At 44.8% G+C, this 24,014-nt stretch carries 23 protein-coding genes; 17 read left to right on the forward strand and 6 right to left on the reverse strand.

Translation table 11 applies throughout. The annotated features are described in order from the left end of the window. Window positions 1–111: 111 nt before the first annotated feature. Complete coding sequence (locus tag UNH61_RS07845) at window positions 112–471, forward strand: DUF3892 domain-containing protein (RefSeq protein WP_326991521.1); 360 nt, start codon at window positions 112–114, stop codon at window positions 469–471. Between the two features lie 85 nt (window positions 472–556). On the opposite strand, the gene UNH61_RS07850 is transcribed toward UNH61_RS07845, so the two are convergent. Then, a complete protein-coding gene (locus tag UNH61_RS07850; RefSeq protein ID WP_326991522.1) occupies window positions 557–967 on the reverse strand; it encodes a VOC family protein in 411 nt (136 codons plus the stop codon). Between the two features lie 308 nt (window positions 968–1,275). Between UNH61_RS07850 and UNH61_RS07855 the strand changes: the two genes are divergently transcribed. Continuing rightward, the gene (locus tag UNH61_RS07855; protein WP_326991523.1) at window positions 1,276–1,860 is read left to right on the forward strand and encodes a hypothetical protein; all 585 of its coding nucleotides are present in this window, start codon (window positions 1,276–1,278) and stop codon (window positions 1,858–1,860) included. 175 nt (window positions 1,861–2,035) lie between these two features. Here UNH61_RS07855 and UNH61_RS07860 read toward each other — a convergent pair whose 3' ends face one another. After that, on the reverse strand, window positions 2,036–2,638 hold the full coding sequence (locus UNH61_RS07860; protein ID WP_326991524.1) for an NAD(P)H-dependent oxidoreductase: 603 nt from the start codon (window positions 2,636–2,638) through the stop codon (window positions 2,036–2,038). Window positions 2,639–2,827: 189 nt separating this feature from the next. Here UNH61_RS07860 and UNH61_RS07865 point away from each other — a divergent pair, with 189 nt between their 5' ends. Both UNH61_RS07865 and UNH61_RS07870 read left to right on the forward strand, forming a co-directional pair. Further along, a complete protein-coding gene (locus UNH61_RS07865; RefSeq protein ID WP_326991525.1) occupies window positions 2,828–3,205 on the forward strand; it encodes a helix-turn-helix domain-containing protein in 378 nt (125 codons plus the stop codon). Between the two features lie 94 nt (window positions 3,206–3,299). Then, complete coding sequence (locus tag UNH61_RS07870) at window positions 3,300–4,004, forward strand: class I SAM-dependent methyltransferase (protein ID WP_326991526.1); 705 nt, start codon at window positions 3,300–3,302, stop codon at window positions 4,002–4,004. 13 nt (window positions 4,005–4,017) lie between these two features. Here UNH61_RS07870 and UNH61_RS07875 read toward each other — a convergent pair whose 3' ends face one another. Then, complete coding sequence (locus UNH61_RS07875) at window positions 4,018–5,265, reverse strand: hypothetical protein (RefSeq protein ID WP_326991527.1); 1,248 nt, start codon at window positions 5,263–5,265, stop codon at window positions 4,018–4,020. Between the two features lie 117 nt (window positions 5,266–5,382). Here UNH61_RS07875 and UNH61_RS07880 point away from each other — a divergent pair, with 117 nt between their 5' ends. Further along, window positions 5,383–6,297 carry a hypothetical protein gene (locus UNH61_RS07880; protein WP_326991528.1) on the forward strand — a complete coding sequence of 305 codons (915 nt, stop codon included), beginning with the start codon at window positions 5,383–5,385 and terminating at the stop codon, window positions 6,295–6,297. Between the two features lie 87 nt (window positions 6,298–6,384). Continuing rightward, entirely contained in the window at window positions 6,385–7,431 is a 1,047-nt protein-coding gene (locus UNH61_RS07885; RefSeq protein WP_326991529.1) for a serine hydrolase domain-containing protein, read from the forward strand. 116 nt (window positions 7,432–7,547) lie between these two features. On the opposite strand, the gene UNH61_RS07890 is transcribed toward UNH61_RS07885, so the two are convergent. Beyond that, window positions 7,548–8,915 (reverse strand): DNA/RNA non-specific endonuclease, encoded by a 1,368-nt coding sequence (locus UNH61_RS07890; protein WP_326991530.1) that lies wholly within the window; start codon window positions 8,913–8,915, stop codon window positions 7,548–7,550. Window positions 8,916–9,191: 276 nt separating this feature from the next. Between UNH61_RS07890 and UNH61_RS07895 the strand changes: the two genes are divergently transcribed. From UNH61_RS07895 to UNH61_RS07935, 9 genes are all read left to right on the forward strand, one after another. Further along, a complete protein-coding gene (locus UNH61_RS07895; protein WP_326991531.1) occupies window positions 9,192–11,375 on the forward strand; it encodes a serine hydrolase in 2,184 nt (727 codons plus the stop codon). A 136-nt stretch (window positions 11,376–11,511) separates the two neighbouring features. Next, the gene (locus UNH61_RS07900; protein ID WP_326991532.1) at window positions 11,512–12,051 is read left to right on the forward strand and encodes a sigma-70 family RNA polymerase sigma factor; all 540 of its coding nucleotides are present in this window, start codon (window positions 11,512–11,514) and stop codon (window positions 12,049–12,051) included. A gap of 81 nt (window positions 12,052–12,132) precedes the next feature. Beyond that, window positions 12,133–13,176, forward strand: coding sequence for a FecR domain-containing protein (locus UNH61_RS07905; protein WP_326991533.1), 1,044 nt, complete (start codon window positions 12,133–12,135; stop codon window positions 13,174–13,176). A gap of 83 nt (window positions 13,177–13,259) precedes the next feature. Next, window positions 13,260–16,250 carry a SusC/RagA family TonB-linked outer membrane protein gene (locus UNH61_RS07910; RefSeq protein WP_326991534.1) on the forward strand — a complete coding sequence of 997 codons (2,991 nt, stop codon included), beginning with the start codon at window positions 13,260–13,262 and terminating at the stop codon, window positions 16,248–16,250. 26 nt (window positions 16,251–16,276) lie between these two features. After that, window positions 16,277–17,860 carry a RagB/SusD family nutrient uptake outer membrane protein gene (locus UNH61_RS07915; RefSeq protein ID WP_326991535.1) on the forward strand — a complete coding sequence of 528 codons (1,584 nt, stop codon included), beginning with the start codon at window positions 16,277–16,279 and terminating at the stop codon, window positions 17,858–17,860. Window positions 17,861–17,893: 33 nt separating this feature from the next. Beyond that, a complete protein-coding gene (locus UNH61_RS07920) occupies window positions 17,894–18,817 on the forward strand; it encodes a hypothetical protein (protein ID WP_326991536.1) in 924 nt (307 codons plus the stop codon). A gap of 278 nt (window positions 18,818–19,095) precedes the next feature. After that, the gene (locus UNH61_RS07925) at window positions 19,096–19,365 is read left to right on the forward strand and encodes a hypothetical protein (RefSeq protein WP_326991537.1); all 270 of its coding nucleotides are present in this window, start codon (window positions 19,096–19,098) and stop codon (window positions 19,363–19,365) included. Between the two features lie 191 nt (window positions 19,366–19,556). Continuing rightward, the gene (locus tag UNH61_RS07930) at window positions 19,557–20,081 is read left to right on the forward strand and encodes a hypothetical protein (RefSeq protein WP_326991538.1); all 525 of its coding nucleotides are present in this window, start codon (window positions 19,557–19,559) and stop codon (window positions 20,079–20,081) included. A 164-nt stretch (window positions 20,082–20,245) separates the two neighbouring features. Further along, window positions 20,246–20,830, forward strand: coding sequence for a dihydrofolate reductase family protein (locus UNH61_RS07935; protein WP_326991539.1), 585 nt, complete (start codon window positions 20,246–20,248; stop codon window positions 20,828–20,830). Window positions 20,831–20,937: 107 nt separating this feature from the next. Here UNH61_RS07935 and UNH61_RS07940 read toward each other — a convergent pair whose 3' ends face one another. Next, entirely contained in the window at window positions 20,938–21,237 is a 300-nt protein-coding gene (locus tag UNH61_RS07940) for a DUF493 domain-containing protein (RefSeq protein ID WP_326991540.1), read from the reverse strand. A gap of 157 nt (window positions 21,238–21,394) precedes the next feature. Here UNH61_RS07940 and UNH61_RS07945 point away from each other — a divergent pair, with 157 nt between their 5' ends. Together UNH61_RS07945 and UNH61_RS07950 are read left to right on the forward strand one after the other, a co-directional pair. Further along, window positions 21,395–22,327, forward strand: coding sequence for a DJ-1/PfpI family protein (locus UNH61_RS07945; RefSeq protein ID WP_326991541.1), 933 nt, complete (start codon window positions 21,395–21,397; stop codon window positions 22,325–22,327). 66 nt (window positions 22,328–22,393) lie between these two features. Next, window positions 22,394–23,164, forward strand: coding sequence for a DJ-1/PfpI family protein (locus UNH61_RS07950; protein ID WP_326991542.1), 771 nt, complete (start codon window positions 22,394–22,396; stop codon window positions 23,162–23,164). 21 nt (window positions 23,165–23,185) lie between these two features. Here the strand turns inward: UNH61_RS07950 and UNH61_RS07955 are convergent, their stop codons facing one another. Further along, entirely contained in the window at window positions 23,186–24,004 is an 819-nt protein-coding gene (locus UNH61_RS07955) for a hypothetical protein (protein ID WP_326991543.1), read from the reverse strand. Window positions 24,005–24,014: the final 10 nt, after the last annotated feature.

Below are 24,014 nucleotides of genomic sequence, written 5' to 3' on the forward strand. Positions count from 1 at the left end.
AAATTTAAAGCTTTGAGCGAAGGTTGCATTACCGGAAGATGAAATAAAATCAAAACATAGCGCTATCCTATGGCCCGTCGATATATTGACTTCCAATCATCTCAACTTACGATGGCAACTACGGTTTTCCGTAAATTGGTTATTCCCAAAAACTTCATTTTGCAGGTCTATATAAATCAAAAAATTATGGCCAGATATCAAATTGCCTGCATTAACAAGCGTGGTAGCCACTACGGCGATCATGAGAGGATTTCCCACATAGGTGGACTAAACAACAACGGAACGCGCTGGAAATTAACTGAAGAGGAAGCAATCCAATTAATTGAACATGGTAAACATCAATTTTTCGTTAGTGTCAAAGGCCAAAGTGTAGAGGTTATCATTGCCTTGCATGGCAACCGAAAATATCTCAAAACAACAGCTGATGGATACAGTCCTAATAACCTGCTGAATCTTCCGGAGTGTCAATGAAACTTAAATTTCTCCAATGGAACTCCCGGCAACAGCCAGGAGTTCCATCTGTTTATGCCAACCTTTGAAAGCCAGGCACAGTGCCTCAATCGAGTCTTTCAAATCTTTCCTTCGCTGCTGAAGTTGTTGGTGTAAAAAAGTTGACAAGGTTACCATCCGGATCCCTGAATAGCAGCGACCGGTTGCCCCAGGGCATAGTAGTTGGTTGTTGTATAACAGCTTTATCCAGGAAGGCAGCCAGCACCTCATAACTTTTGTCAACATCATCAACCTTGAACTCAATGATAATTGAACGGTTAGAGGCCGCTTCTGCCACTTCGTTTCCACCAAATAATTCCAGTGTTCTTGTACTTCCAATAGCAAGAGATGCAAATGCGGTGCGCAGTTCAGCAAATTCATCAGTATACCATGTCATGGGCATTCCGGTAATATGCTCATAAAACTGAACGAGGCGCTTAATCTCAGCAGTGATAATCCTGGTCGAAGAAAAATTCATGATGAATGTTTTTAGTATGGCAAAGAAAAATATCGTTAGTGACAACCCTATGTCAGTAGAGACAATTATGAGCCGGCTGCTGGCTAAACATTTCAAGAAAGAAAATAATTTCGATATTTGTAGTGGCAGGTCAACTTGAAAAATGCAACTGTTCAGCTTGTTGTATTGGCAGGAAATTCCACGGATAATTTCACCTGGTTACTACATGCAAACCTGGCTGCAACATTTGTCAATGAGGTGATGTATTGTCAGGCAAGATGCAGGGATTTAGCAGAAAGAAAATTAATTTTCAAACAAAATTGTAGCATATGACATTCGTTAAAATCGCAACAGTAGTTGGAATTGCTATATCTGTATATCTGATAGGCCAACAAAATTTACACAGCAAGAATGCTGAACGCATTTCGGAAAGCGTTGCAGCAAATGCTGCCGGGACAACTGAGCGTTTAAGTAATCTGAATGCTATAGATCCCAGGAAATTGTTTACTAAAGCGGATGCGGATAAAATAATGGGCCAATCTACTCATCTGACTGATAGCTCTTCTAAAATTGAAGCGCTTTCATCTTCTTACTTATGTGGTTACAAAGCGGATGTCAAAGACGGTAACACTGAAAAAGTAGGAGCAATCTATTTTCTGTTTGAACAATACCAGCAAATTTCAGACGCTAAAAAGAACTACACAGGTATTATGCAGGCAAATAAACCACATGGCATAGAAGAGATAAGTAATTTGGGCGATGAGGCGTATTTCCACACAGATGGAATAAACTTTTATTTTATTATGGTCAGGAAGGGCAAAAATGTGTTCAATATAAAAGTGAACAAAATAACAAAAACTACCTCTCTGAATCAGTTTAAAATAACAGCGAATAAAATAACAGCATCGATTTAAAAGTCGGCCTGCCAGCTTTTTTTGATGTCTCAACCAGACCGGGCCTGGCGATGGTCATACTGCCTGCTGCCTGCCTGGTCTGACTGAGAGAATTGTTTGTCATGTGCCGATATGTCTCCTGTTATTATGCCAATCTTTAATAGCAGGATAACTCCGGTCGATCAGAAAAAGGATGTTAATCAATCTTTATACTGTCAATTGCCTTATCCCAGGCATGTTCCTTCACTCCCGGCACTTTTAGCCCTTCTGCGCGGAATACTGTCAGATCTGTCATGCCTAAAAAACCGAGGAAAGCCTTCAGATAAGGAGCAACGAAATCGTTGGCGTTACCCGGGCCTTCTGAATAAACTCCGCCGGAAGACATAGCTACATAAATTTTTTTCCCGGCTACCTTTCCAACGGGGCCACTTTCAGTGTATCCAAAAGTAATACCGGGCCTGGTGATATGATCTATCCAGGCCTTTAATGCCGAATGGATGGTGAAGTTAATGAGCGGCGCACCAATAACAATGATGTCTGCAGCGAATAGTTGCTTAACCAGTTTGTCGGAAAGATGAATGGATTCCCTTTCTTCTGCAGTCAGCTGATCTCCGGGAGTAACCATAGCGCGAAGAACAGCAGGGCTAAGATGTGGGATATCGATATCCACCAGATTTAATTCTTCAAGGGTACTGTTTGGATACCTGTCTTGAATTTTTTCGATGATGGCATGGCCCAGTTTAATGCTATATGATGATGCACCTTGCAGGCTTGACTTTAAATGAAGAATGTGTTTCATAAAAAATGCTTGTCTGATAATATGATCAATTTTAAATTCCGGGATCATCAGAATCCTTTTCGTGTTAATGTTGAAGGTTTCTTTAGTCCGGATTATCAGCAGCAAATGTATGGTTGCAAAGCGGTGAAATGCTGCTACTTACCCAAAGGGAAGCGGTTACTTTGAGGTAATGTAATTATCTTTGTGTTTATGAAAGATAGCAGAAATGAGATGTGTCAGGGTAAGGAGGAATTAGACGCTTCTCTTAAAAACGTTCTCGACGCTTTGTCTGTTCTGAATGGAAAATGGAAGCTGGCTTTGATCCTTTCCATTATGCAGTCATCAAAGCGTTTCAATGAAATTCAGCATGAGATTACCGGTATATCTTCCAAGGTACTAGCTAAAGAACTCAAAGATTTGGAGCTGAATGATTTTATTAAGAGAAATGTATATGCCACCGCTCCTCCGAATATTATCTATGAAGCAACTGACTATTGCCGAACCCTGAAGAAAGTTGTTGATGAATTGAGTAGTTGGGGAGAACAACATCGGGAAAAAGTTAAGCAGGGTATGCGGAAGCGATCCTGAGTTGGTAGCTGCCTCTATCTAATGCCGCCATAGGAGTATCAGTTTTGACGAAAGATCCGTAACTTCATATCTCATCCTAAAACCCTGTTACATCATGGCCCCTCAACAAAAAGTGAATTACGGTGTCGACGCTCCTAACGTGATCAGAAATCTCCTGGTTATCGGCGTGATTCTCTTCGCGATACCATTTTTCTTTCCCTATATCTATTTCAGCTGGATGATCTTTCCTGGTATCATCTTTATACTGGAAGCGGTGTTGATGCTCGTATATTCATTATATGGTAAATTTGTGCACCGGGATCGTATGCTGAACAAGATTGGTTGGAAAGGCGATGAACAGGTACTGGACGTAGGCACCGGCAAAGGTTTGCTGATGATCGGCGCTGCAAAAAGGTTGACTACAGGGAAATCTACCGGCATCGACATCTGGAATGCGGAAGACCTTACCGGCAATAATCAGCAGAACGCATTAATGAACGCAACTGTCGAAGGTGTTGCTAACAGGATTGAAATTAAGAATGAGAATGTTATGAAGATGGACTTTGCCGACAATTCTTTCGATGTGATTCTCTCCAATCTTTGTCTGCATAATATCTACAACAAGGAAGGCCGAATTGCCGCCTGTAAAGAGATATGCCGGGTGCTGAAACCTGGTGGCATAGGCGTAATCTCTGATTTCAGACATGGTAAAGAATATAAACATAATTTTGACGCATTGGGTCTGCAAACAACCGCTTACACACCCAATTACTTCAGCACCTTTCCTCCATTGAGGATATTGATGATTAAAAAACCGTAATCAATGATTACTTTCAAAATACATCAAATACAGATCTACCGGTGGTGCCTAAACGAATATTTTTTACAGCACCCGCACCGCGAAAAGCAAACTCCAATCCAACTATATTAACTGCTGCTGCCGGTGCGGGGCATTGGTACGCGAATTTGTCATTGATATAAAAGCGGATACTATTGCTATCATTTTTGCAGGATACCTTTACCCAATTGCTGAAATCAACACCGAACGCAGAAAGGTCAGTTGTTTTACCAGACGCGATATGATTAACAGCGTATAGCGCAAGCTCCGATACACAACCCTTTGCCGACAGAGGGATCACAATAGGTGCATCATCCGTTAATAATACAATGTCGCTGAACTGGCAGGCGGCCGCACCTTTATTGTATTCATGTTTCAACGTAGCACTAAAGGAAAAATGATTGACAGGAACAGGATCAAAATTGCCAACATTGTAATAGCGTAAAATTGGCGGCACTGTTTCCATCTGTGGAACGAGCCGTTGTATTTCGGCTACGGATACACGTAATGCGTCGGGTTGAACAAAGCTGGCACTGTCCAGGTAAACGGGCACCGGTTTGTTTTTTATCAGTCCCAGCCATCCTTTTGTCGAAATCATTAACGGATGTGCTTTTACCGTCTGCTTACCAATAATCAGGAGAGGATGATAAAAAGCCGGTTCATAGTAAATGGACGTATGTGTATGACCGTTCTTTTCAACCCTGACCCGCGAGTTCGGGTCCCAATCCTGTTGAATAAATATCGAATCTGTTGTGGCCGCTCTGGCATCATAAGTAAAAACAACTGTGTTAGGCAGCTCATGCGTTAGCTGTTTATGGCTGAAACTATAGTCGCCAGGTTTGGGCAGTCCCTGCAATAGATTTTCTTTCCTGAACACCAACAGTGTCAATATACCTGCTACGATAATAGTTAGCGTGAGCAGCAGAACATTCCTGATGGGGGAGCGCCGTTTTCCGGGTATTGGCACGGGCTCGCTATCATCGGTGTTTAACTTCAAAAAAGCACGCCAGCTTTCAACACCTGCAAAGTTTGCAAGTGCATCCAATGTTGTAGTACTTGGCAGATGATTGTGTGAAAGCCTCCCCCAGACCCTGCGTAATGTAGCGGTACTTAGGGTCACCCCGGTTTTATCGGTAATCAGATCTCTTAAGTTTTCAAAATCTCTGATTTGCCAACCATTGCCTTCTCCCCAATCCAGTTTTTTTTCGATGAGGTGTACTAGTTTTTTTATCTCAGATAGCATTGATTATCAGCGTGACAAAACTTGACAAAACTTGTTTCCTACTTGAACAATCTGCAAAAATGTCAACGTCTATTTTTGCTTTATGCCTTCACTAAAATACATAAAATACTAAACTCAATGAGCAAGCTTTTACCGGTTATAGTTATCGTGATACTGCTGTTAAACGCATGTACAAATGAACCGAAATCATTTTGGGAGAGCCCGAACGCTTATCTTGGTCAGATACCGCCCAACGATACGCCAAAGCCATTTGCGCCCGGGCTGCTGGCCGATACCGGCGGTATAGCCCTGGACCGTGTAGCATTTTCTCCGGATGGCCGGGAATTTTATTACTGTCATAACACATCCTGGTTCAGTTCCACTAACCTGAAGATTAAAGCATTTAAGTTTACCGGAGATCGGTGGCAGGGGCCTGTTTTAATAAACGAAACATTCAATTCGCCTACTTTCTCAATGGATGGTAATACACTTTATTTTCCGGGAGGTGATAGTACCGGCGCTGTAGTTTGGCAGTCGAACAGATCGGATAGCGGGTGGACAAAGCCTTCGGCCTATCTCAAAGCATCCTATTCCCTATATGACTTTATGCCCACCAAAAGTGGTAATATGTATATAGGTACAAACGGGAGATGGGGAAGCGCAAAAGATTATTCCTGTTTTGATATCGCCAGGCTAAATGTAAACGGAAAAGATACCGTTCTTCAAAACCTGGGTACTCCCCTGAACACAACCGGAGCATTCGACGGCGATTTCTTTGTAGCGCCGGACGAATCCTATATCATTATCAGCACAAAAGAAACCAAAGATTTTGAATGTGAGCTTTATATCAGTTTCAGAACAGCCGACGGTAAATGGAATACCCCCAAGAGCCTGGGCCCCCTGATTAATAATGGGCTGGCGCATAGATGGGGTCAGTATGTTACACCCGATAAGAAATACTTGTTTTACACACAGGCAACGAGCGAAAAAGATTGTAAAATATATTGGGTCCGTTTTGATAAATTGCTGGAGAAGTTGAGAGCGCAAAATTAACTTTCGACTTTCAATCTCACGCTATCTACCTGAGACAGATCTATTACTTTAAAGCGCACAATCCTTTTGCTGGTTAAAGTCAAACAAATGAAGAGAATAATACTGATTGCGTTGTTGTTGCTCAGCATAAGCCTGCAAGCGCAGGACACCAGGGCTAAATTGACAAAACTGATCAATGATTTCAAAGCAAAATATCCTTCAAATGGACTCAGCATCGGCGTAATCCGCGATGACAGCATCTATTATTTTTCGGTCGGCAACACAGGAAATATTCCGATTACTGAACACACTGTTTTTGAAATAGGCTCGCTTACGAAATCATTCACAGGGCTGTTGCTGGGCCTGGAAATTGAAAAGAAACATATTGATAAAAATAGCTTTATCGACAGCTATTTACCGCAGGGAGTTCATTTGCGGCCGGGGATAAGGCGGAAGATTAAAATGACAGACTTAGGGTCTCATCAATCCGGGTTACCTAATTTCAATGATGACCAGTATATCATGGCGCTGTTCAAAAAAGATCCTGAACAGCCTTTCAGAAGCGCCAGCAAGGCTTATTTGTTCCAGGTACTGGAGAAAACTGATACTTTGGTGAATCATGGAACGTACGCTTATAATAATTATGCTGTTGCGTTACTTGGACAACTTTTGGCGATACGTTCTCACCAAACATATGCCGCGCTGCTGAAACACGCTGTTCTTGAGCCGATGCATCTGAAGAACACAACGTTAAATGACCCGGCCCAGGGAGCGTCGGTAGCCGGGCGTTTTGATGACAAAGGGGACGTTAAACCCGCGATGATCATCAATGCCATGACACCGGCAGGTGGTCTTCATTCAAACGCGATTGATATGATCAACTTCCTGAGAAAACAGTTATCCCCATCTAATGATCAGATGGGGAAGGCCATTAAAATGTCGCAGCAAACTTTTTATCGTGATAAGGAGTTGAGTGTAGGGTTGGGATGGGAGATGCAAAACGGAATGATTGAAAAAACAGGAGATACATGGGGTAACTCCAGCATGCTGAGCTTTGATCCGGAGAAACATGTGGGTGTTGTTGTACTTTCGGATCATCGGGATGCTCAGCTGGTGCAGGATATTACTGTTGCTATTTGGAAGGAAATAAAATAACAGGATATGCAACAATACCTCAAATAAGGGTTTTCATAGGTGATGGAGGGAGTGCGTTTACACTCCCTGTTTTGTATTACCGGAATAGTCAGGTGTCATCAGTTAAGCATAGCAACTTACTGGCCGCTGTCTAACTTTGCTTTCAGCACACTGGCAATGTTGGCAGGCACATTTGATAAAAGACGATAGCTGGTGGCTGCTTCAATATCATTAATAGTGGTTAAATAAGATTTCCAGTCGGAGCTTACACTATTATCATTGGGTGTATTTACCGCTATCACCCGTGTGCTTGTGGTAATACGTGCCAGGTCATTATCTCCCTTCGGCAATACCACTATTACTTTCCATATATTACTGGGTACGTTTACACGACCGTTATCAACATTACCGGCGCTGCCATTACTGCCACTGCCACCGGTACCATAGCTGCCCATTATAACATACGTTTCATTACCCTCTCTGACGAGGCTGCGGGTATAATTTTCAAGATTGGCCCATACATGACGGTTGTTGTTCGGCGCCTGAGGTATCATATTGGTCATCAGGAATGTAGTGGAATTAGCGGTAGCGTCAGCAGTTCTGTCGCCGGAAGGGCAATTGTGTCCTCTGTCAAAACCACTGCCACGGTAGCTGGAATTCGACACCTGGTACCATCCATCCGGCAGAGTAACATCCGCTCTGAAATCATTTGAACGGGAAATGTCACCAAGATCTGTATCCTGCAGATGCCAGCATACCCAGTTAGGTTCGCCTTTGTCGCGGCTGTAAGAAAGTTTAAAATAAACTTTATCCATCAGGTAGTTATTAATCAATACAATGGAAGGAGCTGCATCGGAGGGATTACCCAGCAATATATTATCATTATCACCGGGAACGGGTCCACCGCCACCTCCGGTGGTGTCGCCATCAGCTGTTATTATAAACGTGTCGAAATTTATTCGATTGACGCCACCGTCCGTTTTCCTGATATCAAACCGCACAGTACCACTGGCAGTATAGGCAAAGGTTGCCACCTGTAATTCGGTGGAAGAAGAAGTGATGGTTTGCCCAATCCTGCTATAGGAGGCGCCTCTGTCGGCTGACGCCCATAATTCCCAGTTGCCACTATCGTCTGTACCATACACTGCATGCTTAACTGATATGGTTATTTTGCCGGTGGTATTCACGTCAAATTTCATACTGACTATACCATTGTTACGAACTCTTACGGATGTTGCTCCTTCTTTGCGGTCATTGTCCAGCGTGCCGAGTAGTGCATCAGAAAGGTTCCAGGTGCCACTGCCAAGCGCTACATCGCCTGCAGCATAAAAGCGTTTAGTACCCTGTTCAAAATCTTCAGACAAAAGCTGCTTTGCTGTGATGAGCACACCCATCTTTGCTGTTTTGGGTATCGGTTCGGGTGTCACTATATCTTTCTTGGTACAAGCGGAAAAAATTACTGAAACGATTGTAACGTACAGTAGTACACTAGTGATTTTTTTCATGACATTTGGGTTTTTGGTTAGATAGTTTGTTTTTAGATATTGATTATTTATTTTCAGAAGATGGGTTTCAACGTAGTTTATCCGGGGATGCAATAAAAAAGATATAGTCTTACGCTACACTAATAAAACGATGATAAACAGGAAACCTCCTACCGGGTAATAATTAAATAATATTGGAAAAAAACTGTAGCTTATGATGAGTTTATCTATTCGCTGAAATCAATAATATAGTTGGGATACTTATAACTATTGTAACGAGATAGAAATAACTACTTTATGAAGACTGAATTCCTTAATCCCGGAATCTTTAATTTTCGGATCAGACCGTGGATCATTATTTTTATCCTGCTGTCTTTTGTTCTCCGCGCGCAGGGCCAATCATTCGAATGGACTACTGCATCGCCGGAAACAGAAGGTTTCTCTTCTCAAAAACTCCACGCCATGCGGGACACGCTCGCGGCGCATAAAACCACATCGATCCTGGTGATCAGAAATGATAAAATCATCCTGGAATGGTATGCTCCGGGATGGGAATATAAGCAGCATGGAACGGCATCGCTCGCCAAAGCGTTGGTGGGTGGTATGTCTTTGCTGGTAGCACTGAATGATGAACGAATGCAGCCGGATGATCTGGCCTGTAAATTTATTCCCGAGTGGAAAAATGATTCGCTGAAGGCGAGGATCACTATCCGCGAATTAGCCACGCATAGTTCGGGCCTTGAAGATGCAGAAGTGACACAACATGATCTGGACATTGCCAAATCACAAGGCATCGTCATTAAGAATGCACATATGGATATTCCGGGCTGGAAAGGAAAATTCTGGCGAAAAGATCCTGATCCATTTACCATTTCACGTGATCAGGCTCCCGTTCTGTTTATACCTGGATCGTCTGAAGCATATTCAAATCCGGGTATGGCCATGCTGGCTTATGCTGTCACTGCCAGTTACCGGGGTACACCATATAAAGATCTGCGTACGCTGCTGCGAGATAAGGTTTATAAACCGATTGGCCTGAAGGATGATGAATGGCATATAGGCTATGACAAAACTTACACTGTGAATGGGCTTGACCTGGTTGCCAATTGGGGCGGCGCCAGTTTTACACCGCGTGCAGCCGCAAGAATAGGCAGGTTGATGTTGAATAAAGGCAATTGGAACGGACAGCAATTGATTAAATCAGGCTGGGTGGAACAGGCGGTGAGATATGCCAATACCCCCGTTCCTGATAGAAGAGAAGATGCCTTTACCCTTGCAAGCGGCCTTGCCTGGTATACCAATTTTGACGGAGCCTTCCCGAATGCACCAAGGGATCTGTTTATGGGATCAGGAGCTGGAAATCAGACATTGATCGTTATTCCCGGCATGCAGTTGATTGTGGTTCGCAATGGAGAGGACATGCATGACGAACAGAAGGGGGAACCCTATCACTATGGGGTAGTCAATTATCTGGTAAACCCGCTGATGGCCGCATACGATACACCGCCTTATCCTAAAAGTGACCTGATCAGTCAGGTGTTGTTTGCACCCGCGTCTTCCGTAGTTCGTAAAGCCTGCGACAGCGACAACTGGCCGGTGACCTGGGGCGACGACGACAGCCAGTATACGGCTTATGGCGATGGTGCCGGATTTGATCCGAAAGTGGATGGGAAGCTGAGTCTTGGTGTAGCAAAAATCTCCGGTGGCCCCGACGATTTCCGGGGAACCAATATTCGTTCCGCTACCATTGAACAGGTTGGCCATGGTCGCGTTGGCAGGAAGGCCAGCGGAATACTGATGGTAAATGGGGTCTTGTATATGTGGCTTAGAAATGTAAACGGAAACGGAGAGGAATCGCAGCTGGCCTGGTCAGAAGATCATGGTGTTACATGGGCGTATAGCGACTGGAAATTTACAACAAGCTTTGGATATCCGACATTTCTGAATTTTGGGAAAAATTATCAGGGCGCCAAAGATGATTTCGTATATGTTTATTCACATGATGAACGAGATGCCTATAAGCCGGCAGATCACATGGTGATGGCCCGTGTTCCCAGGAATAAAATTTTAGATCAGCGGGCATATGAATTTTTCCAAAAGCTGGACCTACATGGAAAACCGGTTTGGGAAAAAGACCTGGCCGCCCGTGGGCCTGTTTTTATCCATCCCGCGGGTTGTTGCAGGTCATCTGTTACTTATGACGCAGGGCTTAAACGCTATCTCTGGTGTCAGATAGATCCCTATAGCAAACATCCGCAGGGGAGCCGGTTTCAGGGAGGATTCGGCATCTATGAATCAACGCAGCCGTGGGGACCCTGGCGTACCGTATTTTATACGAGGGACTGGGATATGGGGCCTGGGGAAACAGCTTCACTACCTGCGCGATGGATGAGTAAGGATGGAAAGACCTGCTATTTGCTGTTTTCAGGTAATGATTGTTTTTCTGTTAGAAAGCTGGAATTGGTGGTGGAGGAAAAGTAGAAAAGGTGTATGCTGCGGATACTATTCAATATACCTGGTATAACTATCCCCCGCATTTTTTAATATTCCCATAACATTCATCCCCAAACCCTTTTATATTTTTGCTCCCAATCATCTTAATCCTTAATTACTCATCGTGCACACCGTATTGGCCATACAACAAGGCAAGGAAAAAGCCTTCCGGCAGTTATACAGCCAATACCATGACAAGCTGTACTACTGGCTGCTTGGCAAAATGAAATCTGAATATTGGGCGCAGGAACTGGTGCAGCAAACCTTTGTGAAATTATGGATATCCCGGGAGAATCTTTCAACAACAATCAACATCGATATACAGCTGTTCCGTATTGCCCGCTCCCTGATGATTGACCAGTTGCGCAAGCTGGCTAATGAAAGAAAGGTATTGCATCAGCTTCCCCCGGTGCAGGAGTCGGAAGATGTAGTATGGAATAATTACAGCGCCAAAGTTACCCGGCAAACTATAGAACAAATTATCAGTGAGCTGCCTGAAACCGCCCGGCAGGCTTTTCGCCTGAGCAGGGAACGTGGACTGACCTACCATGAAATTGCCAGCGAACTTTCCATCTCCCCAAAAACTGTAGAATACCATATTTCAAGGGTGCTAAGCCTTCTCCGCAAGTCGCTGACCGTTATTTTACTGGCGCTTTTCCACTAATTCACAGCTGCCAATGTTACCAAATTGTTATGCGCCAGGGTATTTTCATTTTTAAACGAACTTATATCAGAACACCGGCCAATGAATATATCGCAGCAATTAATAGACAAATTTCTGAGTAACCAATGTAGTGCGGAGGAAGCAGATTTTGTAGTACATTATTTTGAAGAGCATCCGGAGGCATTGGAAGAATATATAAACGAAGAGGAGTGGCAGCATTTTAAAAATACTGCGCAATTACCCGTGGATACTGAACAGGAAATGTGGCGCGAAGTAAAACGACGAGCCTTCCCGGCTTCCGGTATACGCAGGATGGGGTGGGTGCGTGCCGCAGCAGCGGTAATGTTATTGCTGGCTGCAGGCAGCACCTGGTGGATATTAAAACAGACACAGCACAACTCCCTGCCGGTAGTAGCTTTACAACAACCGGCAGCATTGCCTTTAATACATACCATTACCAATACCACACATAAAAGCAGGCTATTGCAACTGGAAGATGGTTCAGAAGTAACGCTGTTGCCCAATAGTATCCTGCAATATCAGCAGCCTTTTGGAGCCGCTCAAAGACAGCTGCAACTAACCGGGAAGGCGTTTTTCAAAGTTGCGCAAGACCAGCAAAAACCTTTTGTAGTAACGGCCGGCGGCCTCACCACTACCGTGCTTGGCACCTCTTTCTGGATCACTGCTTATGACAGTACTGCACAGGTGCAGGTGCAATTGATCAGTGGACGGGTGGTCGTAAAAAAAGATACCGCCAATGCAGGGCATTCGTTTAGCCCTGTTTACCTGTCGGCAGGACAACAACTGGTATTCAATCAGCAAAATGAAAAAGCTATAGTGTCTGCAATATCTGTTCATAACAATAGAGTCGGCAACAGACAGTCCAATCAGGCAGATGGCCCATCCAAACTGGTGTTCAGCCAAACGCCTTTAATTGCGGTCATACGGCAATTACAGGAAAAATATCATGTTACCATTGCGTTTGATAGCGCGCAAATCCATCATATAAAATTCTCCGGCGCTTATACTACCGGGGAAGATGTAGGAGATATCCTTAAAACAATTGTACTGGTAAATGATCTTAAATTAACAAAAACAGCTTCCGGCTACCGTATAAACCAATAACCACCTGATTATTACAATCTGGTACCTGTAGGTACAAACAGCCCTGGTGGCTGAAGGGGAGATATTTTTTAAAAAATATGGAAATGACATCAAAATTGACACAGCAATTTTTACGAACAGGCAGCATCCTTATCTGCTTTCTGCTAGGCCTGCAACTGGCTGCGCTTGCGCAGGGTAGCATCAAAGGCATTATAAAAAATGAGCTGGGAGAACCTTTGCCAGGCGCCAATGTAATGCTGGCCAATACGACTACCAATTTCAAAACTTATGTACTCACCGATTCGCTGGGGCTGTTTCGCTTTACTCACATAGCTACCGGTAGCGGCTATACGATTGCTGTATCATATGTAGGGTATGAACCGCAAACATTTAACAACTATGTTTTGAAAGATGGAGAACAACTGGCAGTTGATATAAAACTACGCGCCAAAAATAATGGCCTCACAGAGGTGGTGGTAGTGGGTTATGGAAAACAATCCCGCAAGGCGTTGAGTACATCCATCAGTACCATTACACAGGAATCGTTTAACCGCGGCGGATTCAGCAATCCTGCACAACTGATGCAGGGGAAGGTAGCAGGCCTGAATATCACCCGCTCCGGCGACCCGAATGCGCTGCCTTCCATCAGTTTGCGCGGTCCTTCTACGTTACGTACCGACAATGGAGCCATGGAACCTTTTTATGTAATTGATGGGGTGCCGGGGGCGGACTTTCGCCTGGTGGCGCCGGATGACATTACAGATATCAGTGTGCTGAAAGATGCAGCCGCTACCGCTATATATGGTACCCGCGCTGCTAATGGTGTAATTATGGTAACTACCAAAGCCGGACAGCAGGAGGGCAGTACGGTTGCCTATAACGGTTATGTAGGCGTAGAACATGTGGCACGTCGCATACATATGATGAATGCAGGTCAGCTCACAGACTATCTGAAAAAAAATAACCTGAGCCTGGATCCCTCTGATGCACTCGGTGCTGATACAGATTGGCAAAAGGCAATCAGCCGCACTGGCATGCTGCAGAATCATAACCTGTCACTGAATGGTGGCAGCAAAAATACCCGCTACAGTGCAGGGGTTAACTACTTTGATAACAAAGGTATCCTCCAGGATAGCCGCCTGCAAAGGCTCATAGCCCGTGCCAACCTTTCGCAGCGAGCCCTGAACGATCATTTAAAGCTGGGCCTCAACATCACCACCTCTTCCAGCACGCAGGATATGATTCCCAACCAGGATATCGTATTATACAACTCACTGCGTTATCTGCCTACCGTGCCGGTACAACAGAATGGTGTTTATACAGAGAACCTGCAACGTGTACAATATTACAATCCGGTGGCATTACAGAACAATGCCAGTTACCAACTGAAAACAAACATCACGTTGATCAATGCTACCGCGCAGGTACAGTTACCGCTGGGGTTGCAATATAATCTGAGCCTGAGCTACCAGAAAGAGTTGGATAACAGCGGCAGCTACGCCGCCAGCAAATACGCTCTGAAGCTGGGGCTGGGCGGAGAGGCCTATCGCTCTTCCTACGAAAGTAATAAGAAAGTAGCCGAAAGCTATTTCACCTATGATAAAACAGCAGGTCGTCATAACATTAACCTTGTGGCAGGTTATAGCTGGCAGGAAGATGTGAACAATGACGGTTTTCAGGCTAATAATCGCAATTATCCTACAGATGACCTGGGATATAGCAATATTGGATTGGGGAGTCCCACTGGTAACTTCAGAACAGACTGGGGCAGCAACAATTACCAGAAACTGCGTCTGATCTCATTTTATGGACGTGCCAATTATAACTATGCCAATAAATATTTAGCCCAGGTATCTGTACGCCGTGATGGTTCTTCTGCATTTGGTATCAATAACCGCTGGGGTACCTTCCCTGCTTTTGCAGTGGCCTGGCGCATCAGCCAGGAAGGCTTTATGCGAGGGCAGCACCTCTTTACAGACCTGAAGCTGCGCGCTGGTTACGGTGTTACCGGTAACTCCATTGGCTTTAACCCACTCATCTCTAAAATCCGCTACGGCGCTGCCGGTACGTTCTATAATAACGGCAGTTTTGTAAACAGCATATTTGCTACCCAAAACGCCAACCCTGATTTGAAATGGGAGAAAACTGCCATGACCAATCTGGGTATCGATGCCTCGTTGCTGAAAGGGATGTTGAATATTACAGCGGAGTATTATGATAAAAAAACGAGCGATCTTATCTGGGCTTACCCGGTATCTACCACTCAGTATTATGTAAGCGCCTATACCGCTAACGTGGGTGCTATGCGCAACAAGGGCGTGGAAATCACCATCAGCGCTACTCCGGTGCGAACCCGGAATTTCCGCTGGCAATCTGATTTTAATCTGTCTCATAATAAAAACCTGTTGACCTCTCTTTCCAATAATATCTTCAAACTGGATTCCATTCCTCAGGCAGAACCAGGCGGACAAGGCCAAACCGGTACCATGGTACAACTGTTAAAGCCCGGCTATCCCATCGGCCAGTTCTTTACGTTTAAATATGCCGGCAAAAACGACAATGGCGTTTCTCAATATTACGATCATAACGGAAAGCTAACCACTTCCCCGCAAAACTTCACCGACTACTATTACGCTGGCAGTGCCCAACCCAAGCTGCTGCTGGGATGGAGTAATACGTTTAACTACAGGCATTTCGATCTAAATATATTTATCCGCAGCGCTCTTGGAGGAAAATTGATGAATGCTACCCTGGCAGATCTGAACCGCCCTGCAGACGCCAGGAGCTATAACCTGCCCGTATTCTCTGCAAACGAATCGCCTGCGGATATCAATGCCTACCGCTACTCCGACCGGTACATTGAAAACGCCTCTTATGTGCGGATAGACAATCTCACACTGGGCTATACCTTTCCTTATATCAAAGGCATTAAATCATTACGTGTATACGTTACCGGTAATAACCTGGCGGTAATTACCAACTACCGTGGTATAGACCCTGAAGTGGGCCTGGGTGGCCTTACACCGGGTATTGATAACAAAAACTATTACCCCCGTACCCGCTCTTTCCTGCTGGGCCTGAATGCATCTTTCTAAATCATCTGTTGTAAAAAAATATAAAAATGAAAGCTTCTTTTAAATATATCATTCGTGTAGTACTCGCTGCCGCGCTGTTCAGTGCCTGTACGAAACTGGATGTGCCTGTAGAAAATGAACTGACTCCTGAAACTTTTCCTAAAACAGCAGAGCAATATGTGCTGGCCTCAGGCGCCGTATATAGTAAATTCAGGGAAGCATATGCCATCTCTTACTGGCAATTACAGTCATTAAGCACCGATGAAGCAATACTGCCCACCCGCGGCAGTAACTGGTACGACGGCGGCCGCTATCAGCAACTCCACTATCATAACTGGACGCCTGATCATCCCCTGGTAGCAGGTACCTGGAGCTGGGGCTTCGGAACTATCAGCGTTTGCAATCAGGTACTTTCATTATTTGATCAATCACCGGATACAGACGCTAAGCTGAATATCGCAGCAGAAGTGCGCACGATGCGCGCGCTGTCTTTGTATCTGATGATGGACCTGTACGGTAATATACCCGTGAGCACTACTTTCGGTGATAAGCAGTTGCCCTCTACTAAAAACCGGAAGGAAGTATTTGCTTTTATTGAACAGGAAATAAAGGCGGTGTTGCCACGCCTGAGCACTACTACAGGCGGCGCCACTTACGGCCGCCCTACAAAATATACCGCATTTGCCCTGCTGGCAAAAATGTATCTCAATTCCGGAGTCTATACAGGTACAGACCGTTCCAGTGACGCAGTAAGTATGTGCGATAGTATCATTCAATCAGGCAAATTTTCATTGGCAGATGATTATGCCGGCATGTTCCGCGCAGATAATGGCCCTGCTACCAAAGAATTTATTTTTGCTATACCCTATGATCAGGCACAAGCCACTGGGCAGCGTTTTACCTGGTACGGTCTTCACTATGCGTTACAAACTAAATATGGACTATCTTTTCGTATAAGCGGTCCTGTTAGTACCCTGCCGGAGTACTACGCCAACTTCGACAATACATCAGCAGATGTACGCAATAAGGTATGGCTCACCGGAAAGCAGTACGACAACAGCGGCAATCCTGTACTCATCAATACCACCAAAAAAGGCCTGGACGCTACTTATGCCGGTGCGGACGGATCTGCCCCGGTAACATATCAATTGGAATTTACGCCCAATGTAACCATCATTAACACCGCCAACTTTGATGCAGGCAGCGATGTGCTGGCTAGTGCCAAAGGTATCCGCAATATTAAATATGCGCCTGATGTTGCCGCTACTACCCGTGATGCCAGTAATGATGTGCCGGTATTCCGCTATGCCGATATACTGCTGATGAAAGCAGAAGCTATACTCAGAGGCGCTAATGTAACCAACGGAGAAACCGCTCTGGTACTGGTAAATCAGCTGCGCGCCAAAAGGAATTCCACGAGCTTTACGTCCATTAATCTGGATGAACTGCTGAGAGAGCGCGCCCGCGAGCTGAATTGGGAATCATGGCGCCGTAATGACCTGATCCGGTTTGGTAAGTTTGAAAACAGCTGGGGATATAAAACAGATGCCGACCCCAACAAACGTTTGTACCCCGTGCCTTCAGGAGAACGTATTCTGAACCCTAACCTGGTGCAGAATACGGGTTACTAGTCATCCATCAATTTCCTATAAAATCCAACAAACATGAAAAAAGTAACATTGCTTTTACTGAGCTGCAGCAGCCTGCTATTGTTTACGCAGTGCCGTAAATCTGCAGGAACTTCCATCCAGTCTTTATCTGCTAAAACAAAGGCTGTATCTGTAGCCGCAGCTGCCACCGCCAGCTGTGCCTGCGCCGAAAGCGCCACCAAAGTAACCGGCGCCCAGGCTGAAGCCTGGGCCAAACAGTTTGCTCCGCTGGCTAAGTTCGATCGTTCTGCACCGGACTATCCTACCACAGTGGAAGACATCTGGGCTAATACAGATCCGGCCAGTATCGTTTGCGGTGGTAAATTAGTGCTGCTTAATGATGATCCTCCCCGTAGCCTGAACTTTCCTACCTATTATGATGTACTGGCGCATCCCAACGATGCTAACAAGGTGTTTATTGACTACTGGATGCTTTACAAGCGGCAGTCTAACTGTATCGGCTCTACGGGCGGCCATGATTATGACCTGGAGCATATGGTGGTACAGTTCAATAAAGTTACTCAGCGCGTACTTACCGTTACCTACTTCCAGCATAAAGGCTGGTATACCAAAGACTGGCGCAACGTGGATCCTGCCACCCGCATTGAGGTATATGTAGGAAAAAAAGCACATGGCATGTATCACTTTGGCCGTTCCTCCAGTTTCCCGGGTGTTGAATGTACCTATTGGGGCGATTACCGGAATCCGGCCGGTCCACAGGACTATGCCTCTACCTGGAACAACCTGGTGCAGATGTCGTGCAGCATACCGCAGTTTAATTACGACGGCGACTGGGGCAATCCTGGTAAAGGCCCCATGCACAGAGATCGTAACTACTGGGACTTACCTTCCTGTAAAGGCACAGATGGCGCAACAGGCACAGATGGTTGCAGCCAGTGTGATTTCGATCAGAGTGTGCTGATCGGTAGCATCAATTAAAAGAGTGAGAGGTAAAAAGTGAATGGTCAGTGATCGTTACTGGACTAAATTCACTTTTTACCTTTCCTTATTGCTGTCCCAACCAAAATATAAACGAAGAGGCTGCTGTTCCAAACCCAGGCGCCCGTGCCTAATGCAAAAAAGATCTGCCCATTTTGAATTATTGGCAACAATGTTGTGGCTTATATATATAGAAGTTACGGTTAAATAGGAGTGATGTAAAACACTGTAGATAATGACGATCCCGCTTGTATTTCATTGTATTAAAATTTACAGGTATGAAAAAGAATATTTTTCTTTTAGTGCTTTCGGGAGCATTGCTGTCGCCCATTTTACGGGCAACCGGTGAAGATGCACTGCCAGTGAGAGAAACCTGGGTTCCAGAAAATGTATTTAAGACAATTAAAGATATGTACATGTCGCAAGGATTGTATGATATTACAACGATAAAACTCCCAAGTGGTAATGAAGGCTATGTTATCCGCCTGATCAAAGGTAGTCAGGAAAGCACTATGGCAGTAGATGCAGCTGGTAAGCCTGTTCAGTGATTGGCGCCAGGTTATTGTAATGTATAGTTTCTGATGTTTGCTCATTTTAAATAGATGACTTTGAAGTGATCAACCGTCACTTCGTTGTTATTAGAAAAGTTGTCTGGTTAGGATGGGCTTTCTTTCATCCGTTGTTTTCCCACCAGTAACATTATGGCATCTTCCTCCGTTTAACTCATTAAACGTTATACATGAAAGCCAAAATTTACCTTTATTTCCTGTTACTGGCAGGCATCCTGTTTATATCCTGTAAAAAAAGCAACCTCGCTTATCAAAATGATTTTAATAAGAGCTATCAATCCTGGATGAACTTTAAATCGTCATCTGGTAATTCCTATCGTTTTGCGCTTGCTACTTATTCCTGGGTAGGTTCCAGTTCACAAACTATCATTACAGTTAAAGACGGAAAGGTAGTGCAGCGTGCTTATACAGCTAAAATGAGGGCGAATGATACATCGAATCAGATCAGGGTATATGAAGAATGGATTGAAGATGAAAGCAAGTTAGGGTCGCATTCAACGGGGTTGGCCTTCCGTACTTTAGATGACATATACCAGGAAGCAAAAGATCAATGGTTGTTAAAGAGAGATAATGCTGATATTTTTTTTGAAACAAAGAATAATGGGATGATATCCAGTTGTGGATATACTGAAAAGGGTTGTCAGGATGATTGTTTCCGGGGTATCCATATAGATTTTATTGAGAAGATACAATGATCGCTGTTTTTCCAATTCTGTTACCTGAGTGAGATGGAATATTGAATGTGTCAGGGAACCCGGCTAAGGCCCGCAATGTGGCGCAATTGTCCCCTTCTTTGTCGCTAACGCCCCGGTGTCGTTATCCGGGAAGGGCTTAATTTGGAGAAACAAATCTTTAAGTTATGCGAAAGTTAATCATGAAAATGTCGATGTCACTCGACGGTTTCGTATGTGATGCCAATGGCCGGAAAGATTGGGTCTTCAAGACCGGGGACGAGGAGTCGTTGGCCTGGAGTGTCGGGATAATCAGGGAGGCCGGGCTTATTATCATGGGCCGGAAGTCGTTCGAGGAAATGGCGCCTTACTGGCCAACAGCGACCGGGCCGTTTGCTGCACCGATGAACAATATTCCCAAGGCTGTCTTTACAAAAAGAGGATTTGATCCTGTGCATACGACAACAGGGGAACAGTTAGCCGCTGCAGCTTCCTGGACCGGGGCGCAGGTTTTTGATGGCGATCTTGCCGAAGGAGTCAGGGAGCTTAAAACCGGGTCCGGGAAACCGATTGTAGCCATTGGTGGCGCGGAATTTATGCAGCATCTCATAACAACGGGGCTCATCGATGAATATCATCTGGCCATTCATCCGGTTGTACTAGGTTCGGGACTGCCCATCTTCAATGCGCTTACAACTCAGCTCGACCTGAAACTGTTAGCTGTGAGGGAATTTCCCCGTGGAATCGTTGTTCATACTTATCAGTCTGCATAGGGGCTTTCGGGCCTCTATATAATAGAGGGTTTGAGATCTGAAGAGTTTATCGATTATTTTATTACCGATCAGGGCATGAGGGTACAAACAGGGCTGCCGGGAAATAATTACAGCATAATAACAGCGTCAATCTCTGAAACTTCTTTATAGTACCCGATTATTTCTTCTTCATCCTGCACATATATTCTTACTGTAAAGGATTTATATTTTCCTGTGGAAGAACTGGTTTCAGAAATCTTAGCATCGGTATTGGCAAAGATCTGTTTCAATTCTGTTGTTTTATCTTTATCTGATTTAACAATGAATTTATAGATATATTCTGTCGGAAATACTAAAGACTGGCGTAACAATAAACGGAATTTATCATATGGGTCAGTTCCGGAATCTGTGTTTGAATGCTTGCTCATGGAAATATTATATGCTATTGCTTTGTGAGTATAAACCTGCAAGATAGCGTCTTTTTGGAAACTTCCACTGCATTACCTGTCTCCCGAAATTCATTCGATTAAAAACGGCTGAATTTCCCGCTCTCCAAATTCCATATACCTTTGGTAACTTAGTACTATGGAAAGAAAGCGGGTAGTATTTTTCTTATTTGATAGCGTTCATCTGCTGGACCTGGCTGGTGCGGTCACGGTTTTTTATGAAGCCGGATGTTGTGGCCATCCATACGAATTACGTTATGTATCGCCTTATACTACACCGGGTACATCCTCGGGATTGACCTTTACACAGGTGGAGCCGCTGGATGCTGTTGCCATTCAACCGGATGATATGGTGATAGTGGCAGGCATGGACCTATCGAAGTGGAATCGTGCAGACGATAACGCCTGGATGCCCTGGTTGCAACATGCCGCCGCAGTAGGCGCTACAGTATGTTCTGTTTGCACGGCTGCATTTGCATTGGCTGCAGCAGGTTTGCTCGATGGCCGTAACTGCACTACGCATTGGGCATATACGGACACGTTGCAGCAGCGCTTTCCGAAGCTGCACGTAATAGAAAACAGGTTATTCGTAAAAAGCGATAATATTTATACCAGTGCAGGCATCTCAACGGGTATCGACCTGGCGCTATTCCTGGTGGAAGAGCATTACGGACCTACGTTTGCGTATACCGTAGCAAAGGACATGGTGGTATATATCCGTCGTGATGGCGCTGCCACCCAGCATAGCATCCACCTGCAACACCGGCAGCATATCAATCATCAGATCCACAAAGTGCAGGATTATATCACCCATCATCTTCATGTAAAATTAACCATAACAGACCTGGCAGCGATGGTGTATATGTCGTCCAGAAACCTCACCCGCTTGTTTAAATCCACTACAGGTATTACCATCGGAGAATACATTCATGACCTGAGGGAGGAAAAAGCAGTGCAATTGCTGAAAGAGGGACAGAAGCTCTCGTGGGTAGCCAACGCCTGTGGAATCAGTAGCACCCGGCAACTAAGCCGGTTGGCCAGGAAGGCGGGTATGCCGGCAAAAATGGCCTGATTTGCAGGGCGATTGTCCTTTTGAGTACAAAGCGGCTGATTTAACTTGTGCGCATAAATAGGTTATATGAGATCTCTGATCATCTTGTTGTGGCTTTTTCCACTATGGGGAATGGCGCAGCAAAAAAAAACGGATTATGTTTGTCCTCCCTGCGGGGATTGTGACACCGTGATATATCATCAGCCGGGAGTATGCCCCGCCTGTGGCATGACGCTGATACTTAAAGATACCAACGCTAAATCGCAGCAGCAGCCCTACAGTATCTGCTTTTACCTTTATGATGGCACAGAAGTGCTGGACTTTGCGGGGCCATTGGAAGTATTTTCCTATGCCGGGTTTAAAATATTTACAGTCACCAAAACCAAAGCGCCTGTAACGGTGCAGCGTACACTAAAAGTTATTCCCGACTATAGCATTCAGGATGCACCGCCAGCTGATTTTTTCGCAATATTCGGAGGCGATGACGAAGTTGCAGCTAACGATCCGGAAGTCATCAGCTGGATAAAGAAACGGGATGCAGCAACAAAAGGATACTTTTCAGTTTGTACAGGTGCCTTTGTATTGGGCCGTGCTGGTCTGCTTAACAACCTCACCGTAACTACATTTCATAACAGCATCCAATCACTACAAAAGGCAGTACCATCTGCTAAAGTACTGTCTGATGTACGCTATGTAGATAATGGGCGTATCATTACCACCGCAGGAATTTCCGCTGGTATAGATGGCGCACTGCACCTGGTGGCCAGGTTGAGGGGCGAAGCAGAAGCCATGCGTATTGCCAGGCATATGGAATATGATAAGTATGTACCGGAACAAGGGCTGGTAGTAAAGCATTAGGTAATGTTACCAGTGTTTTTGTTACCGGTTATAAACAGGACATCTTTTCAGTATAAACAGTAATGCATCCTTATACGACGATTCATTGTCGAGAAGAGCAGTGCGGCGGGTACCAAATATCTTACTGTTTTGCCAGTTGTAAATAAGTATCGTCACTTCGTTCTGGTATGTTTTCTCTACTACCGTGTTACTGGCTTTGTTTTGATTAATACGGTCGTCGTCTTTTTTGATCGTCTTGGTTTCTGCGCTGGATATATTGTCTTTGCTGCTGCGCGACAGGCTTCCCTGTACTATATACTCCGTACCCAGGATTTTACAAAGCTCATCAAAAGTATAAGCTTTGATGTTGTTTTCGTCAATACCATTTCTCATCAGCAGTGCGTTGGTAGTTTGCGGATCCTGGTATTTGTACTGGCCGTTGTGCCGGCTCAGGTACGTATAAGCATCGTCCTGTAATTTTTCTTTAGTGGCGCCGATATCTTCCCAGGCTTCTCCCACGCTGCGGTATTTAAAGGGCAAAATGGCTATCAGATTGCGTTCCATGGGAGGGTAGTTGTCAAATTTTATAGCTGTAGGTACAGTAATGACTTCCGTTCTGCCACTGGCAAACACAATTTTTTGGATATCTGTTTTTTTCAGGGAGTACTCCAGGCTTTCGTTGCTATGTACAAAAGAGATGGCGTCTGTGCTTACGGCGGTTACCCTGCCGTGTTTGATTTCACCGGTTAACATGATTACGCTGTCTTCTTTTGCGGGAGTGTTTTTCTGTGCTGTCAGGGGGTGATAGCAGGTGATGAGAAGGCAGAGTAACAGTACTGGTAAGCTGATATGCTTTTTCATATATGGGTGA

Source organism: Chitinophaga sp. 180180018-3, from assembly GCF_037893185.1.
GTDB lineage: Bacteria > Bacteroidota > Bacteroidia > Chitinophagales > Chitinophagaceae > Chitinophaga.

Excerpts from the sequence above, each read along its gene's own strand:
- UNH61_RS07845 (WP_326991521.1), top strand. The coding sequence starts at position 112 with ATGGCAACTACGGTTTTCCGTAAATTGGTTATTCCCAAAAACTTCATT.
- UNH61_RS07850 (WP_326991522.1), bottom strand. The coding sequence starts at position 967 with ATGAATTTTTCTTCGACCAGGATTATCACTGCTGAGATTAAGCGCCTC.
- UNH61_RS07855 (WP_326991523.1), top strand. The coding sequence starts at position 1,276 with ATGACATTCGTTAAAATCGCAACAGTAGTTGGAATTGCTATATCTGTA.
- UNH61_RS07860 (WP_326991524.1), bottom strand. The coding sequence starts at position 2,638 with ATGAAACACATTCTTCATTTAAAGTCAAGCCTGCAAGGTGCATCATCA.
- UNH61_RS07865 (WP_326991525.1), top strand. The coding sequence starts at position 2,828 with ATGAAAGATAGCAGAAATGAGATGTGTCAGGGTAAGGAGGAATTAGAC.
- UNH61_RS07870 (WP_326991526.1), top strand. The coding sequence starts at position 3,300 with ATGGCCCCTCAACAAAAAGTGAATTACGGTGTCGACGCTCCTAACGTG.
- UNH61_RS07875 (WP_326991527.1), bottom strand. The coding sequence starts at position 5,265 with ATGCTATCTGAGATAAAAAAACTAGTACACCTCATCGAAAAAAAACTG.
- UNH61_RS07880 (WP_326991528.1), top strand. The coding sequence starts at position 5,383 with ATGAGCAAGCTTTTACCGGTTATAGTTATCGTGATACTGCTGTTAAAC.
- UNH61_RS07885 (WP_326991529.1), top strand. The coding sequence starts at position 6,385 with ATGAAGAGAATAATACTGATTGCGTTGTTGTTGCTCAGCATAAGCCTG.
- UNH61_RS07890 (WP_326991530.1), bottom strand. The coding sequence starts at position 8,915 with ATGAAAAAAATCACTAGTGTACTACTGTACGTTACAATCGTTTCAGTA.
- UNH61_RS07895 (WP_326991531.1), top strand. The coding sequence starts at position 9,192 with ATGAAGACTGAATTCCTTAATCCCGGAATCTTTAATTTTCGGATCAGA.
- UNH61_RS07905 (WP_326991533.1), top strand. The coding sequence starts at position 12,133 with ATGAATATATCGCAGCAATTAATAGACAAATTTCTGAGTAACCAATGT.
- UNH61_RS07910 (WP_326991534.1), top strand. The coding sequence starts at position 13,260 with ATGACATCAAAATTGACACAGCAATTTTTACGAACAGGCAGCATCCTT.
- UNH61_RS07915 (WP_326991535.1), top strand. The coding sequence starts at position 16,277 with ATGAAAGCTTCTTTTAAATATATCATTCGTGTAGTACTCGCTGCCGCG.
- UNH61_RS07920 (WP_326991536.1), top strand. The coding sequence starts at position 17,894 with ATGAAAAAAGTAACATTGCTTTTACTGAGCTGCAGCAGCCTGCTATTG.
- UNH61_RS07925 (WP_326991537.1), top strand. The coding sequence starts at position 19,096 with ATGAAAAAGAATATTTTTCTTTTAGTGCTTTCGGGAGCATTGCTGTCG.
- UNH61_RS07930 (WP_326991538.1), top strand. The coding sequence starts at position 19,557 with ATGAAAGCCAAAATTTACCTTTATTTCCTGTTACTGGCAGGCATCCTG.
- UNH61_RS07935 (WP_326991539.1), top strand. The coding sequence starts at position 20,246 with ATGCGAAAGTTAATCATGAAAATGTCGATGTCACTCGACGGTTTCGTA.
- UNH61_RS07940 (WP_326991540.1), bottom strand. The coding sequence starts at position 21,237 with ATGAGCAAGCATTCAAACACAGATTCCGGAACTGACCCATATGATAAA.
- UNH61_RS07945 (WP_326991541.1), top strand. The coding sequence starts at position 21,395 with ATGGAAAGAAAGCGGGTAGTATTTTTCTTATTTGATAGCGTTCATCTG.
- UNH61_RS07950 (WP_326991542.1), top strand. The coding sequence starts at position 22,394 with ATGAGATCTCTGATCATCTTGTTGTGGCTTTTTCCACTATGGGGAATG.
- UNH61_RS07955 (WP_326991543.1), bottom strand. The coding sequence starts at position 24,004 with ATGAAAAAGCATATCAGCTTACCAGTACTGTTACTCTGCCTTCTCATC.